Genomic DNA, 14,249 nt, shown 5'->3' with positions numbered 1-14,249 from the left:
CTATATTACTGTGAATGCTCTATTTGAGCGCTAAACGCAGCAACTACATTAGGGCCTATCTTCCCGCTATTTTTAATGAAATGGGAAAATAACGGGAAGATAGGCTCCACATAAACATCATAAAATAGATAACAGATAAGGAATACACCATGTCAGATATGTTAAAAAATGACGTGGATCCGATTGAAACTCGCGACTGGTTACAGGCGATTGAATCGGTGATCCGTGAAGAAGGTGTTGATCGTGCACAGTTCATTATCGAACAGGTATTGAGCGAAGCACGTAAAGGCGGTGTTAACATTGCTGCTGGTGCATCCGGTCATTTTGATTACATCAACACAATTGCTGTTGAAGATGAACCTGCATACCCTGGTAACATGGATTTAGAGCGCCGTATTCGCTCTGCAATTCGTTGGAACGCAGTTATGACTGTTCTGCGTGCTTCTAAAAAGGATTTAGAGTTGGGTGGCCATATGGCCTCATTCCAATCTGCTGCAACCTTATATGAAGTTTGCTTTAACCACTTCTTCCGCGCTCATAATAATAATGATGGCGGCGACTTGGTATTTTTCCAAGGCCATATTTCCCCGGGTATCTATGCTCGTGCTTTCTTAGAAGGCCGCTTAACTGAAGAGCAGATGAATAATTTCCGTCAAGAAATTGGCGGTAAAGGTTTATCTTCTTACCCACACCCTAAATTAATGCCTGATTTCTGGCAGTTCCCAACTGTTTCAATGGGTCTGGGACCAATCAATGCTATCTACCAAGCTAAATTCTTAAAATATTTGGATAACCGTGGTCTGAAAAATACCTCTGCACAGACGGTATATGCTTTCTTAGGCGATGGTGAGATGGATGAGCCAGAATCTAAAGGTGCGATTACTATCGCAACTCGCGATAAGTTAGATAACTTAGTTTTCGTTATTAACTGTAACTTACAGCGTTTAGATGGCCCAGTAACTGGTAATGGTAAAATTGTTAACGAGCTAGAAGGCATCTTTAATGGCGCTGGCTGGCAAGTTATCAAAGTTATGTGGGGCGATCGTTGGGATGAATTGCTGCGCAAAGATACTAGCGGCAAATTAGTTCAACTGATGAACGAAACACTGGATGGCGACTATCAAACATTTAAGTCACGTGATGGTGCTTATGTTCGCGAACATTTCTTTAATCGCTACCCAGAAACTGCTGCATTAGTTAAAGACATGACTGACGATGAAATTTGGGCGTTGAACCGTGGTGGTCACGATCCGAAGAAAGTCTATGCAGCATTTAAAAAAGCAGAAGAAACGAAAGGTAAACCAACTGTCATTTTAGCTCAAACCATCAAAGGTTATGGTATGGGTGAAACGGCTGAAGGTAAAAACATCGCTCACCAAGTGAAGAAAATGAACATGGATGGCGTACGTTACTTCCGTGATCAATTCAATGTGCCAGTTGCCGACGACCAAATTGAAAAACTGCCGTACATTACATTTGAAAAAGATTCAGAAGAGTACAAATATCTACATGAGCGTCGTCAAGCGCTTGGTGGTTATTTGCCAGCTCGTCGTGCTAAGTTTGAAGAGAAACTGGAAATTCCAGCACTGTCAGACTTTAGCCAATTACTTGAAGAGCAATCTAAAGAAATTTCAACCACAATTGCATTCGTTCGTGTTCTGAATGTTATGTTGAAAAACAGCTCTATTAAAGAACGTTTAGTCCCAATTATCGCTGATGAAGCACGTACCTTTGGTATGGAAGGTCTGTTCCGTCAAATCGGTATTTACAGTGCGAAAGGGCAGCAATATACCCCTCAGGATCGTGAGCAAGTTGCTTACTATAAAGAAGATTCTAAAGGTCAAATTCTGCAAGAAGGTATCAATGAGTTAGGTGCGGGCTCTTCATGGTTAGCTGCGGCGACATCATATAGCACCAATAACCTACCAATGATCCCATTCTATATCTACTACTCAATGTTTGGTTTCCAACGTATTGGTGACTTGATGTGGGCAGCGGGTGACCAACAAGCACGTGGCTTCCTGATTGGTGGTACTTCAGGTCGTACAACACTTAATGGTGAAGGCTTACAACATGAAGATGGTCATAGCCATATCCAGTCACTAACTATTCCTAACTGTATTTCTTATGACCCAGCTTACGCTTATGAAGTTGCTGTCATAATGCACGACGGTTTAGAGCGTATGTATGGCGAGAAACAAGAGAACGTGTATTACTACATCACGACTCTTAATGAAAACTACCATATGCATGCAATGCCAGAAGGCGTTGAAGAAGGTATCCGTAAAGGTATCTACAAGCTGGCTTCTGTTGAAGGTAGCAAAGGTAAAGTTCAGTTATTAGGTTCTGGCTCAATGATGCGCCACGTACGTGAAGCTGCAAATGTGCTGTCAACTGAATATGGAATTGGTTCTGATGTTTATAGCGTAACCTCATTCACTGAATTGGCTCGTGATGGTCAAGACTGTGAGCGTTGGAATATGCTACATCCATCTGCTACGCCACGTGTTCCATATGTTGCTCAAGTCATGAATGACGCACCAGCTGTTGCATCAACTGACTACATGAAACTGTTCGCAGAGCAAATTCGTACCTATGTACCTGCTAGTGAGTATCGTGTACTAGGAACCGATGGTTTCGGTCGTTCAGATAGCCGTGAAAACCTGCGTCACCACTTTGAAGTGGACACAACTTATGTGATAGTTGCAGCGCTAGGTGAATTGGCTAAACGTGGTGAAATTGATGTTCAAATCGTTGAAGAAGCGATTAAAAAATACAACATCAACCCAGATAAAGTTAACCCACGTTTGGCATAAGAGGTAAGAATCAATGTCTATTGAAATCCAAGTGCCTGATATCGGTGCTGATGAAGTTGAAGTCACCGAAGTGATGGTTAAAGTTGGTGATAAAGTAGAAGCAGAACAATCAATTATCACAGTTGAAGGTGATAAAGCTTCTATGGAAGTCCCATCGCCACAAGCGGGTGTGGTTAAAGAAATTAAAATTGCAGTGGGTGATAAAGTCACTACTGGCAAATTAATTATGATTTTTGAAGCAGCGGAAGACGCAGCAGCGCCAACTGCAGCAGCTTCTGCTCCTGCGGCTACCGCAGCACCAGCTACAGCTGAAGCAAAAGAAGTTGCTGTACCTGATATCGGTGGCGATGAAGTTGAAGTTACTGAAATCATGGTCAAAGTTGGCGATAAAGTTGAAGCTGAACAGTCGATCATTACTGTTGAAGGTGATAAAGCCTCAATGGAAGTACCTGCACCATTTGCTGGTACAGTTAAAGAAATTAAGATTGCAACTGGTGATAAAGTTCAAACTGGTTCTTTGATTATGGTATTTGAAGTTGCAGGTTCTGCGGCTCCTACAGCGGCACCGGCGGCAGTTTCTGCGGCACCAGTTGCTGCGACAGCTTCTGCAATCAAAGATGTTAACGTTCCAGATATCGGCGGTGATGAAGTTGAAGTTACCGAGGTTATGGTTAAAGTTGGCGATAAAGTTGCTGCTGAACAGTCAATCATTACTGTTGAAGGCGATAAAGCTTCAATGGAAGTGCCTGCACCATTTGCTGGTACAGTTAAAGAAATTAAAATCGCGACTGGCGACAAAGTTAAAACCGGTTCACTGGTGATGACTTTTGAAGTTGCAGGCTCAGCACCAGCAGCAGCTCCTGTAGTTGCGGCTTCTGCACCAGCACCATCGGCTGCACCTGTTGCATCAGCACCAGTGAAAGCGGCTGATAGCAAAAACGACTTCGTTGAAAATGACGCTTATATTCATGCAACGCCGGTTATTCGTCGTTTAGCGCGTGAGTTTGGTGTTAATTTAGCGAAAGTTAAAGGTACGGGCCGTAAAGGTCGTATTCTTCGTGAAGACGTCCAAGCTTATGTTAAAGATGTTGTTAAACGTGCAGAATCTCCAGCAGCAGCGGGTGGCGGCTTACCAGGTATGTTGCCATGGCCGAAAATTGATTACAGCAAGTTCGGTGAAGTTGAAGAAGTTGAACTGGGCCGTATTCAAAAAATCTCTGGTGCTAACCTAAGCCGTAACTGGGTCATGATCCCACACGTTACACTGATGGAAGATGTTGATACCACTGAAGTTGAAGAGTTCCGTAAACAACAGAATAAAGAAGCTGAGAAGAAACAGCTTGGTGTGAAAATCACACCACTGGTGTTTATCATGAAAGCGGTGGCCCGTGCTCTTGAAGAGATGCCACGTTTCAACAGCTCTATTTCTGAAGATGCACAGCGTTTGTTCCTGAAGAAATATATTAACATCGGTATCGCAGTTGATACCCCTAATGGCCTAGTTGTTCCTGTTTTCAAAGATGTGAACAAAAAAGGCATTATGGAGTTATCTCGCGAGTTAGGTGAAGTGTCTAAGAAGGCTCGTGCAGGTAAATTGACTGCCGCTGATATGCAAGGTGGTTGCTTCACTATTTCGAGTCTTGGTGGCATTGGTACAACCGGTTTTGCTCCGATTGTAAATGCACCAGAAGTTGCCATTATGGGTCTATCACGTTCAGCAATGAAACCAGTGTGGAATGGTAGCGAGTTTGTTCCTCGCCTGATCCTGCCTATGTCACTTTCATTTGACCACCGTGTAATTGATGGCGCTGATGGCGCTCGATTCATCACTTTGGTTGGACAATTGATGAGCGATATTCGCCGTCTAGTGATGTAAATAATAAGACCGGCTTATAGGCCGGTCTGTTTTATTTAGGCTGGGGCAGAGTTTTTTGCTGTTGCTGCCACAGGTTGGGAGTTACATCACGTAATGAGCCTTTTCAGGGTGTTAACAATTCTGTAAACTGCTTTCGGTGTGTACTTTTCCAGTGGAAAATTCGTTTATTCGGCAGCCCCGCTGGACAAAACAAAATGAGGTCATGATGAGTACTGAAATTAAAGCCCAAGTAGTCGTACTTGGTGCAGGCCCTGCAGGATATTCTGCGGCTTTCCGTTGCGCTGACTTAGGTTTAGAAACTGTTTTGGTTGAGCGTTATTCAACTCTAGGTGGAGTTTGTTTAAACGTGGGTTGTATCCCATCTAAAGCTTTGTTGCATGTTGCAAAAGTGATCGAAGAAGCTAAAGCTTTAGCTGAACATGGTATCGTTTTTGGTGAGCCAAAAACTGACATTACCAAAGTTCGTATGTGGAAAGAAAAAGTTATCAATCAGTTAACTGGCGGCTTAGCAGGTATGGCTAAAGGTCGTAAAGTTACCGTGGTTAATGGTTTTGGTAAATTTACAGGTGCAAACACACTGGTAGTTGACGGTGAAAACGGCAGCACAACAATTAATTTTGATAATGCTATTATTGCTGCGGGCTCACGTCCTATTCAGTTGCCATTCATTCCTCATGAAGATTCACGCATTTGGGACTCAACCGATGCGTTAGAACTGAAAGAAGTTCCAGAGCGTCTGCTAGTTATGGGTGGTGGTATCATCGGTCTAGAAATGGGGACTGTGTACCATGCTCTAGGTTCTCAAATCGATGTTGTTGAAATGTTTGATCAAGTCATCCCTGCGGCTGACAAAGACGTAGTTAAAGTCTTCACCAAGCAAATCAGCAAGAAATTCAATCTGCTATTAGAAACTAAAGTAACAGCTGTTGAAGCAAAAGAAGACGGCATTTATGTTTCTATGGAAGGCAAAAAAGCCTCCGCAGAACCACAGCGTTATGACGCTGTATTAGTCGCTATCGGTCGTGTACCTAATGGTAAAAACTTAGATGCGGGTCAAGCAGGCGTTGAAGTTGACGATCGTGGATTTATCCATGTTGACAAACAAATGCGCACTAACGTACCTCATATCTTTGCTATCGGCGATATCGTCGGTCAACCAATGTTGGCTCACAAAGGTGTTCATGAAGGTCACGTTGCAGCAGAAGTTATTTCTGGTCTGAAACATTATTTCGACCCTAAAGTTATTCCATCAATTGCTTACACTGAGCCAGAAGTCGCTTGGGTTGGTTTGACTGAAAAAGAAGCTAAAGAAAAGAATATCAGCTATGAAGTTGCAACATTCCCATGGGCTGCATCTGGCCGTGCGATAGCATCAGATTGTGCTGAAGGTATGACTAAGTTAATTTTCGACAAACAAACTAACCGTGTTATCGGTGGTGCTGTTGTTGGTGTTAACGGTGGAGAATTACTGGGCGAAATCGGCCTAGCAATTGAAATGGGTTGTGATGCTGAAGATTTAGCATTGACGATTCACGCTCACCCAACATTATATGAGTCAATTGGTATGGCTGCTGAAATTTATGAAGGTAGCATTACTGATTTACCAAACGCTAAAGCGAAAAAGAAAAAGTAATTTTCTTTATTAGCGAATAGTAAACAGCATCTCTAGTGTGTTGTTTATTTATAAAGTGAATAGAAGCCAATGTGGAAACACATTGGCTTTTTTGTATTTATAGCAATAAAAAAGATAAATTCATCTTTATAATTTCATTTAAATTAATCAATTGAAAATAATTATTTAATTTTTAAGTTTATAACTATTATGAAAACAACGGTTAGTTGACTATAACAGTTTTAAATTCTAATTTGCTTATTCTGCTTTTTATTTATAGCTAATAAGGAAATTAGTTTATGGGAATAATGGAACATGTAGAATCGATGACGGTAGTTGGAAGTAATTCTCGGCCTAGTAATGACTATTCATATTTTAATAATTTTTCTGATGATATTCATGATGAAACATATTTGACTGATAACTATGATAATTTGAAAAATATTTTACATGATAATTATGATGAAAAAGAATCAGCATCGAGTGATGAACGTATTTACTACCATAAGACCGAACCTTCACAAGTTGGGATAAACTTAAATAAAAACACGCGAAGGTCAAACCAAGAATTACTTGAAGATAAGATTGAAACATTGAAAGGGACAGTTCGTAGTATTGAAAGCTCACATGAATGGAAGGTTTTAACAGATCCTCAAAAATACCCCTGTACATATCAATGGAAATTTCATTCTAAAACAGCCGAAGGAAAGATAATATCGTTTGGAAAAAAATAATAGAGAGGAATACGTTATGTGGCATGATTTAAACATTAAAAATGTGGGCCGTATAGAGAAAACAGTTGCTGAATTCACGATTACGATGATCCCTATTTTGCCTTATTCAAAAATGAAAGTAAAAATTTATGAAAGTCAATCCGGAAATTTTACTGGAATGACTGACTTGGCAATAAAAAGAAAATTTGATGGTTCTCCCGAATGTGCTATTGGATATGGAGATACTATTGAAGAGGCACTAGAAGACACTATCCTCTATTTTAATAAAATGCTAAGTCAAGATGGTTTTACTGAATTAACAGAAGATGACATTAGTTATGCAGAGTGGTCTGATTTTTAAAAATTAAAAGATCCCAGCCCTGCTCTAGGGGACCTTTAACTGTCTTACTCCCCTTATTCCAGCCGGATATCAGTTGTCCGGCTTAGAGGTAAGCTATAGTTGCTTTCCTCCTCGAACTAAGAATAGATTTGATGCGTCTGGAAATCGAGTATTAGTTCATTATTTTCAGAGTCAAAGCGGTAGAGTTATTAATGTAAAAGTAAAATCCGGTTGGAGTAATATTTGATGAAAATTTGCTACAGTATTAATGATAAACATGCAGATAAATTTATCAGCTTTTTGGTGCTGGGTGTTTTAACGGCATTAGAAAAAAACTAATTTCAATTGATGAAGCTGAGGGGGATATTTTTAAACCTTATTTAGCCAAGTTATTAGAGCAAGCTGGTTCTACGAAAAAATTGATTGAGATAATCAATCTAGTTTGTGAACTTGAAGATGTAGAAAGTTTATATCCAGAAAATCTTCAAGCACAAATTGAAGACTTATTAAGTAAATCACTAACAGTAATTTCGCAGAGTGAGAATTTTGGCCGGTTAATTGATAGGGAAATTAAAATCGTCGAAGATTGATTTTATAGTAGTTTATAGACGTAATCAGGATTTTTGATAGTCAAGGTTATCTTAAAAATACAGCCCATAATACAGTTAGGAAGCGAGTTATTGATGGGCGTATTAAACATTAAAGAAGAAATTTAAAATATTTGAAAATAATATAAATGAAATTGGAAATGGTAAAGGTTAAAACATGAAAATAGAACTTAGTTTACTGGAAGAGGCTGTAGTAACCATTTTCAAAGAAATGAAAGAGCAGGGAGTAGATGATATTGACCTAGATTCAGATTTTTATTGGAACGTATCTTCAGAGTTTATTTATGATGTTTATAATGAGCCTCCTCGATTAGACATTGGGCAGTTGGAAGATGATTATGAAACTTTATGCAAAGCTAAAGAAAAAGAGCTCCTAGTAAAGTATAACTTAAAAAATATATCTATAATCTTTCGGTATTTAGCTGAGAAAGATTCAGCATAATCTGAATTGATAACCTTAAGTGTGTAAGCCATGACAATTTAGGTCATTATTTACACACTGATTAACTGGTTTTTAATTGCTAACTAAGCTGATCTCTATCGCTATTTTAATTTATGTTTCCAATTTTGTTGAAGGGTTAGCTTTGCATCACGTATGCAGTGGCTGAATCTCTACCTGACTAGAAGTGTAGATTATTAAATTAATAGAAATGTTAAAATTTAAACAGAGATATACAAAAAGTATAAATATTGTTTTTTTGATTTTAACCATCTTAGTTATAATTTAGGAACATTTTTAATAATTTCAATTAACCTCACCTTGAAAATAATTAGTGCTCAATAGAAACAGAATGCACGTGAGCAAGATTTTTTAGTGAAAGGTAAAATTCAGGTAGAGTGATTCGTTGTCTGATAGTCAGTTTTAAACTGACTTCAACACGCTGTTTTTTAACATCACGAATATTAAGATTATCAATTATATCTCGAGTGAGCTTTAGATGGTCTATTAATATAGGGACACCTTCATCACTGTCAAATAGCATTCTTACCTTTAATTTCCCTAATCGTTGCCTTTTAAATTGAAATAACACAATTTGTGGCCTTATCATAATGGCAATAAAAAATAGTACGGTGACAATTACAGCTTGTAGATAAAACCCGTTACCACAAGCGATTCCTATCCCAGCTGAAGCCCAGACAATTGCGGCGGTTGTTAGTCCTGAGATAGCATCATCACTTCTGTGCATGATGACGCCAGCGCCTAAAAAGCCGATTCCACTGACAATTTGTGCAGCTAAACGCATTGGGTCACTGCGTATATTGTCAGAAATTCCGGCGTAGTACTCCGCAGATTGGATAGAAACAATAGTTAAAAGACAGCTTGCAACAGAAATGATGACACAGGTCGTGAATCCTACTGGTTTACCTTTAGATTCTCTTTCTAAGCCAAGTAATCCACCCAATATAAATGAGGCAACGAGTTTTATGATAATGGAGACAGAAACTAAATTAGTGCCATTTAAATAGCTCATCATTGTTATCATATTAAATATCTCGTTGCCTCTGGGAATAAATATGGGTTATATGTTTTTGACTTCTTTTAATTTCTTGCTGACATCATCTTTAAAGAAAATGAAGAAGAAAACGGCAACTACAGCGGCAATACCTGCCGGAATGTACCAGAATGACTGCCATTGCGGTAATGCAGCAGAACCTGTTTCAGTGACTGTATTATTGAAAATTGCACCGCAAACAGTAGAGGCAAAGAGCAAACCAATACCATTGGAAACAATGAATCTCAGTCCTTGAGCTTGTGCGCGAATTTCTGGTTTAGCTTTGCGGTCCACATAAATATCGCCTGCTGTGAAGAAGAAATCCCAACATAAACCTTGCAGTACCAAACCAATCACAATATATACTAAGCTGGCATCAACAGCGGCATGAGCAAAGAATAGTGAGCGTATAATCCAAGAGACTGCACCGAGCAATAAGGTAAATTTAAAGCCAAATTTTAATAAGAAAAATGATAAAACAAACATAAACATGACTTCAAATGCAACACCGATTTGCATAATAGAAGCTGCATTGTTAAAGCCAAGAGCTTTGATAAATACAGGGATATACGCCGAATATGCAGTTTTAGGGATCATTAACACAAAGATACTTAACATCAAAATAGTAAAATATTTATCTTTAAATAATGAGAGTGCATCAAGGAACAGTAAATCACGTATAGAGAACGGTTTGCCTTTTGCTTTTGGTGGTGTATTTGGCAGTGTAAAACAGTAAAGGCCTAAGATCACAGCGGCACCGGAGGCAATATACCAAGTCATTGTGCTGCCTGAAAAACCCATTTCGCCTAAAATAAAGCCAATCGTCATAAAGCCAAATGTGCCAAATACGCGAATAATAGGGAAGTATTTAACACCATTTATATGGGTGAAGCTGATGCTATTTGATAATGCAGTTGTTGGATAAAATAGTAGGCCGACAATAAAGATCATAAAGAGGGTCATTGTCGTATTTTGCGCTTCAACAAATTGAGGGACGCAGAGGATCACGGCAGCGTTAATTAAGTGAAGAATTGCCATGACTTTTTGTGAAGCAAAGAAACGGTCGGCAATCATACCTATCAATAATGGCGAGATAAGTGTTGCGACACCTAAAAGTGCATAGGCATCACCAATGATTGCAGCCATTCCATAGGTGCTAAGAACTAAGCCCATCGTCATATTCCATGCACCTTGCATAAAATATTGGACGAACATCATGATAAGTAATCTAGGTGTTGTTTTAAAGTCCATGCTTTCGCCCTCTATTGTGACGTCATTGTATATCCGTCGTATGCAACGCGGATATTTTTTGGAGTACAAAACTCTTCCATTGCACTATGAGATAAATTACTCGTATGTGAAATATGGGAAAGTGCGAGTTGGGTATCTTGATTGATACAACCCATATCGATGAGGCGCTGTTGAGCATCAAAGATAGTTTCAAAACTCATATGGTTATCTGAGCGGGAATTACCGTTAAAGCCGTAAGTGCATTCCAATACGATCAAATCTAATTGTTTACCTGATAGCCATTGCCAAGTCAGTTCTGGAAACCATCCAGAATCATGGCCATAAAACAAACTGTGACCCTCTTTTTCAATATGATAAACGTAGCAATGCTCCCACTTGGCATGGTTTGCAAGCAATGGTGTGATGTTATAGCCCTGGTGTTGAACAGTTACAAAAGGCACTAAGCAATGAAAAGCGAAGCGCTCTGGCGTGTAGCCAGGTAATAATGAAATGCACCCGCTAATCGCTTTATCATTACCAAAAATATGCAGAGGATGATTAGCGGTATGGCTAAAGCCTTCCATGCGACTGTATAACTCACCTGCATTAAAGTGATCTGCATGTGTGTGAGTGAATAATAAACTTTCAATACTTGTTGCATCCATTTGTTGCATAAGTAATTGAAGAGTAAATGTAGGCGACAAATCAATTAACATGACATCGTCAATGATTGCCGACGAGTGTGTTCGTATCTCTTTCCCACCAACACTTCTTGCCATTTGACAATGTTCACATCGACAAAATGGGTTTGGAACACTTTCGGATGCTGCCGTCCCTAAGAATTTTATTTTCATATTTTATAATCATCTCTTTTTTGAATCTGGAAATAGCACAATTTTGGTAAATTGAATCGTTCCAATTTAATCTTGTTGTTTAATAATCCCAAGAGAATCATTTTAAAAGAGTGATGAAGATCATGATCTTATTTAATGAGAATTATAACTAACTGTAATATATGAATTATTTTTGTAATTGTTTTTATATGATTATAAGTGATATTTTTTTCATTCAAAATGAATCGTTCCAATTTTTATTTGTTTGATTTTTAAATGCTATTTTTTAGGCGGTGTGATGGTGGGGGTGTCTATTTAATTGATTGTTTTATAAAGCCAAAGTAAGTTTTTAATGCTAATGGTGATTTTAATAAAAGATTTGAAAAAATGTCATTGTGAATTGAGATTGGATCGAATCATTCATTATTATTGATGAATCTATAATATTCGGTATTCTGTTGCAGACGACTTCATGAGGTGGATGTATCGATGGCAAATATAAAAGATATCGCTAAGCTTGCTGGTGTTGCCCATGGCACAGTTTCTAATGTGTTAAATAACAAAGGAAATGTGAGTGTTAAAAAGATGGAAGCAGTTTTGGCTGCGGCAAAGCAGATGGGGTATCAATTAAGCGTAAAAGGGCAGCAGTTACGATCGTCAAATGATCATAAAATTGCTGTTATATTGCCACAGTTAGTGTCTGAAAAATATACCGTGCTTTTTAATGCAATCAGACAAACGCTACTTAATTATCCAGATATCACTTATGATTTATTCATCACCGATGGCTTAGAATTTAACGAGTTAAAAGTATTAGAGCGTGTACAGGCGGGAGAATATAAGCAAGTTATTACTGTGACCTGCTTGGATAATGCCAATATTTATTTCGATGCATTACAGGTATCGCCTGATGATATTATTTTTGTTTACCGAAAGCCGATTGATGCACAACGTTTTTTTACCTTAAATTATGACCAACCTATCGACTCTATTGTTGAGTATCTTTTTGATAAACGACTAACAAATATAGGTGTTATTGCAGAAGAAAATCATTGGGTAGGAAATCAAAGCTTTGCTACTAAGTTAGAAGAGAAAATTAGAAAGCAAATATCGAATGCTAAAATTACGATGCAATATTCCTCAGATAATGAAGTGTATAAAGAGGCGTTCAATTTTTTCACCGATTCAACAGCATTGGATGTCATTATTGCTCAGGATACTGAGAGAGCAAAATGCATCACGCAAGCAAGTTTTTATGGTGGGTTAAACTCTTGCCCTGAGGTCATCTATTTGTCTGATAGCGCATCATTTATTGCGAATGGAATACTCGATTATCCTGTTAATTATGCGCAATTAGGTAAAGAGGTTGTTGAACAATTACTTTCTTCTTCGACAGACGGTAAAACAGAAATCGTCGAAATTTCTAACCTGAATGTTTCTGTTGAACGTCATTCACTGATTACCTTTGATAGAAATGCTAATCAGACTCTGAATTTATTAACATTACCAAGTCCTTCGACCAATGCCTTAATTAAGTTACTACCTCATTTTTATAAGCAAACGGGTATTACGCTTAATGTTAGTATTCGGCCCTATGAGGAAGTTTTAGACATTCTCAATAATATAGAACAATACAGTTATTTCGATTTAGTGCGTATTGATATAGCGAGTTTTCCATGGCTGGCGGAAAAAATACTCACGCCATTAAACCAAATTGGTAACGGAATCGATGACTTACTTAATTATTTTTCAGATGCGGTCAAATTAAAATTTAGTTATGTCAATAATCTTGCCTATGCCACACCGTTTGATACCAGCATTCAACTATTATTTTATCGAAAAGATATTTTCGATTCGCCAATCTTAAAAAGAATGTTTTATGAGAAAAATAATAAAGAGCTTAGTGTTCCTAAAACCTTTGATGAATTTGATTTAATTGCTCGATTTTTTAATGAAATTCATCGTACAGATGATCCGCAAAGACCGGAAGGTGCATCTTCTTCAATCGGCGGTGCTCGGTTAATTGCCACTGAATTTCTACAGCGCTATTACGCAAATGGTGGGCGATTATTATCAACAAAATCAACTCCACAATTAAATGATGAAATAGCGGTAGCATCATTGCAAGCTTATATTAACCAACTGCGATTTAATAAAAATTTTCAGGGTATGTGGTGGGATGAACCCGTTAAAAGCTTTGAAAATAGTGAACTGGCTATGTTGATAACCTATATGAATTTATTTAATGATGTAGCCCATAGCAAACTGTCACCCAATATCGGTTTCGCATCCGTACCAGGTGAAATTCCACAAATTGGGGGCGGGGTCATTGGTTTATCTAAACAAAGTCAAAAAGGCAATATTGCCGAACAATTCTATCGATGGCTATATTCTCCTGATGTAATGGATCATTTAGTGATGTTAGGTGGAAATAGTGTTTATCAAGATTTAAAAGATAACCAACCTATTTGTTATCGCTATCCTTGGTTGTCTCTTGCTTATAATGAGTTAAGTAAAGGTATTAGAGAAAATGTGACCGTGGCAGGAGAAACGATTGATTTGCGAAAAGTGGAACATATTATCGGACAAGGCATTATGAATGCTGTGTATAAAATTATGTCTATTGATGAGGCGATTGAAAATATTAATAAAATGTTGAGGCTGCAATTTAGCTAGTACCTGGTGTATTTACTTAAGACATTCTTGTGGAATGTAATCATTTATGAGT

At 38.2% G+C, this 14,249-nt stretch carries 11 protein-coding genes; 8 read left to right on the top strand and 3 right to left on the bottom strand.

The window, feature by feature from the left end:
* Window positions 1-149 precede the first annotated feature (149 nt).
* The 7 genes from aceE to ACTH6U_RS14050 all read left to right on the top strand — a co-directional run bounded on the left by aceE (window position 150) and on the right by ACTH6U_RS14050 (window position 8,407).
* A complete protein-coding gene (aceE, locus tag ACTH6U_RS14080; protein WP_294102744.1) occupies window positions 150-2,816 on the top strand; it encodes a pyruvate dehydrogenase (acetyl-transferring), homodimeric type in 2,667 nt (888 codons plus the stop codon).
* A gap of 13 nt (window positions 2,817-2,829) precedes the next feature.
* The gene (gene aceF, locus ACTH6U_RS14075; protein WP_441832462.1) at window positions 2,830-4,692 is read left to right on the top strand and encodes a pyruvate dehydrogenase complex dihydrolipoyllysine-residue acetyltransferase; all 1,863 of its coding nucleotides are present in this window, start codon (window positions 2,830-2,832) and stop codon (window positions 4,690-4,692) included.
* 205 nt (window positions 4,693-4,897) lie between these two features.
* On the top strand, window positions 4,898-6,325 hold the full coding sequence (lpdA, locus tag ACTH6U_RS14070) for a dihydrolipoyl dehydrogenase (RefSeq protein WP_294102748.1): 1,428 nt from the start codon (window positions 4,898-4,900) through the stop codon (window positions 6,323-6,325).
* Between the two features lie 278 nt (window positions 6,326-6,603).
* Window positions 6,604-7,038 carry a hypothetical protein gene (locus ACTH6U_RS14065; RefSeq protein WP_441832461.1) on the top strand — a complete coding sequence of 145 codons (435 nt, stop codon included), beginning with the start codon at window positions 6,604-6,606 and terminating at the stop codon, window positions 7,036-7,038.
* Window positions 7,039-7,054: 16 nt separating this feature from the next.
* On the top strand, window positions 7,055-7,378 hold the full coding sequence (locus tag ACTH6U_RS14060) for a hypothetical protein (RefSeq protein ID WP_294102753.1): 324 nt from the start codon (window positions 7,055-7,057) through the stop codon (window positions 7,376-7,378).
* Window positions 7,379-7,644: 266 nt separating this feature from the next.
* Entirely contained in the window at window positions 7,645-7,947 is a 303-nt protein-coding gene (locus ACTH6U_RS14055) for a DUF3969 family protein (protein WP_441832479.1), read from the top strand.
* 175 nt (window positions 7,948-8,122) lie between these two features.
* The gene (locus tag ACTH6U_RS14050) at window positions 8,123-8,407 is read left to right on the top strand and encodes a hypothetical protein (protein ID WP_441832460.1); all 285 of its coding nucleotides are present in this window, start codon (window positions 8,123-8,125) and stop codon (window positions 8,405-8,407) included.
* Window positions 8,408-8,735: 328 nt separating this feature from the next.
* Here the strand turns inward: ACTH6U_RS14050 and ACTH6U_RS14045 are convergent, their stop codons facing one another.
* Genes ACTH6U_RS14045 through ACTH6U_RS14035 form a run of 3 tightly spaced genes read right to left on the bottom strand, consistent with a single transcriptional unit; the run spans window position 8,736 to window position 11,542 of the window.
* Complete coding sequence (locus tag ACTH6U_RS14045; protein WP_441832459.1) at window positions 8,736-9,449, bottom strand: MgtC/SapB family protein; 714 nt, start codon at window positions 9,447-9,449, stop codon at window positions 8,736-8,738.
* 36 nt (window positions 9,450-9,485) lie between these two features.
* Window positions 9,486-10,709 carry an MFS transporter gene (locus ACTH6U_RS14040; RefSeq protein WP_294102759.1) on the bottom strand — a complete coding sequence of 408 codons (1,224 nt, stop codon included), beginning with the start codon at window positions 10,707-10,709 and terminating at the stop codon, window positions 9,486-9,488.
* Window positions 10,710-10,720: 11 nt separating this feature from the next.
* Window positions 10,721-11,542 carry an MBL fold metallo-hydrolase gene (locus ACTH6U_RS14035; RefSeq protein ID WP_294102761.1) on the bottom strand — a complete coding sequence of 274 codons (822 nt, stop codon included), beginning with the start codon at window positions 11,540-11,542 and terminating at the stop codon, window positions 10,721-10,723.
* A gap of 468 nt (window positions 11,543-12,010) precedes the next feature.
* Between ACTH6U_RS14035 and ACTH6U_RS14030 the strand changes: the two genes are divergently transcribed.
* Entirely contained in the window at window positions 12,011-14,197 is a 2,187-nt protein-coding gene (locus tag ACTH6U_RS14030; RefSeq protein ID WP_441832458.1) for an extracellular solute-binding protein, read from the top strand.
* The last annotated feature ends 52 nt before the right edge of the window (window positions 14,198-14,249 follow it).

It is taken from the genome of Providencia sp., from assembly GCF_052096715.1.
Classification (GTDB): Bacteria; Pseudomonadota; Gammaproteobacteria; order Enterobacterales; family Enterobacteriaceae; genus Providencia.
The sequence above is the reverse complement of the archived record's forward strand: the minus strand, read 5'-3'. Positions and strand labels throughout refer to the sequence as shown.

What these genes read in the sequence shown, in the direction of transcription:
- aceF (WP_441832462.1), top strand. Translation starts at nt 2,830, where the DNA reads ATGTCTATTGAAATCCAAGTGCCTGATATCGGTGCTGATGAAGTTGAA.
- ACTH6U_RS14050 (WP_441832460.1), top strand. Translation starts at nt 8,123, where the DNA reads ATGAAAATAGAACTTAGTTTACTGGAAGAGGCTGTAGTAACCATTTTC.
- ACTH6U_RS14035 (WP_294102761.1), bottom strand. Translation starts at nt 11,542, where the DNA reads ATGAAAATAAAATTCTTAGGGACGGCAGCATCCGAAAGTGTTCCAAAC.
- aceE (WP_294102744.1), top strand. Translation starts at nt 150, where the DNA reads ATGTCAGATATGTTAAAAAATGACGTGGATCCGATTGAAACTCGCGAC.
- ACTH6U_RS14065 (WP_441832461.1), top strand. Translation starts at nt 6,604, where the DNA reads ATGGGAATAATGGAACATGTAGAATCGATGACGGTAGTTGGAAGTAAT.
- ACTH6U_RS14045 (WP_441832459.1), bottom strand. Translation starts at nt 9,449, where the DNA reads ATGATAACAATGATGAGCTATTTAAATGGCACTAATTTAGTTTCTGTC.
- ACTH6U_RS14040 (WP_294102759.1), bottom strand. Translation starts at nt 10,709, where the DNA reads ATGGACTTTAAAACAACACCTAGATTACTTATCATGATGTTCGTCCAA.
- lpdA (WP_294102748.1), top strand. Translation starts at nt 4,898, where the DNA reads ATGAGTACTGAAATTAAAGCCCAAGTAGTCGTACTTGGTGCAGGCCCT.
- ACTH6U_RS14030 (WP_441832458.1), top strand. Translation starts at nt 12,011, where the DNA reads ATGGCAAATATAAAAGATATCGCTAAGCTTGCTGGTGTTGCCCATGGC.
- ACTH6U_RS14060 (WP_294102753.1), top strand. Translation starts at nt 7,055, where the DNA reads ATGTGGCATGATTTAAACATTAAAAATGTGGGCCGTATAGAGAAAACA.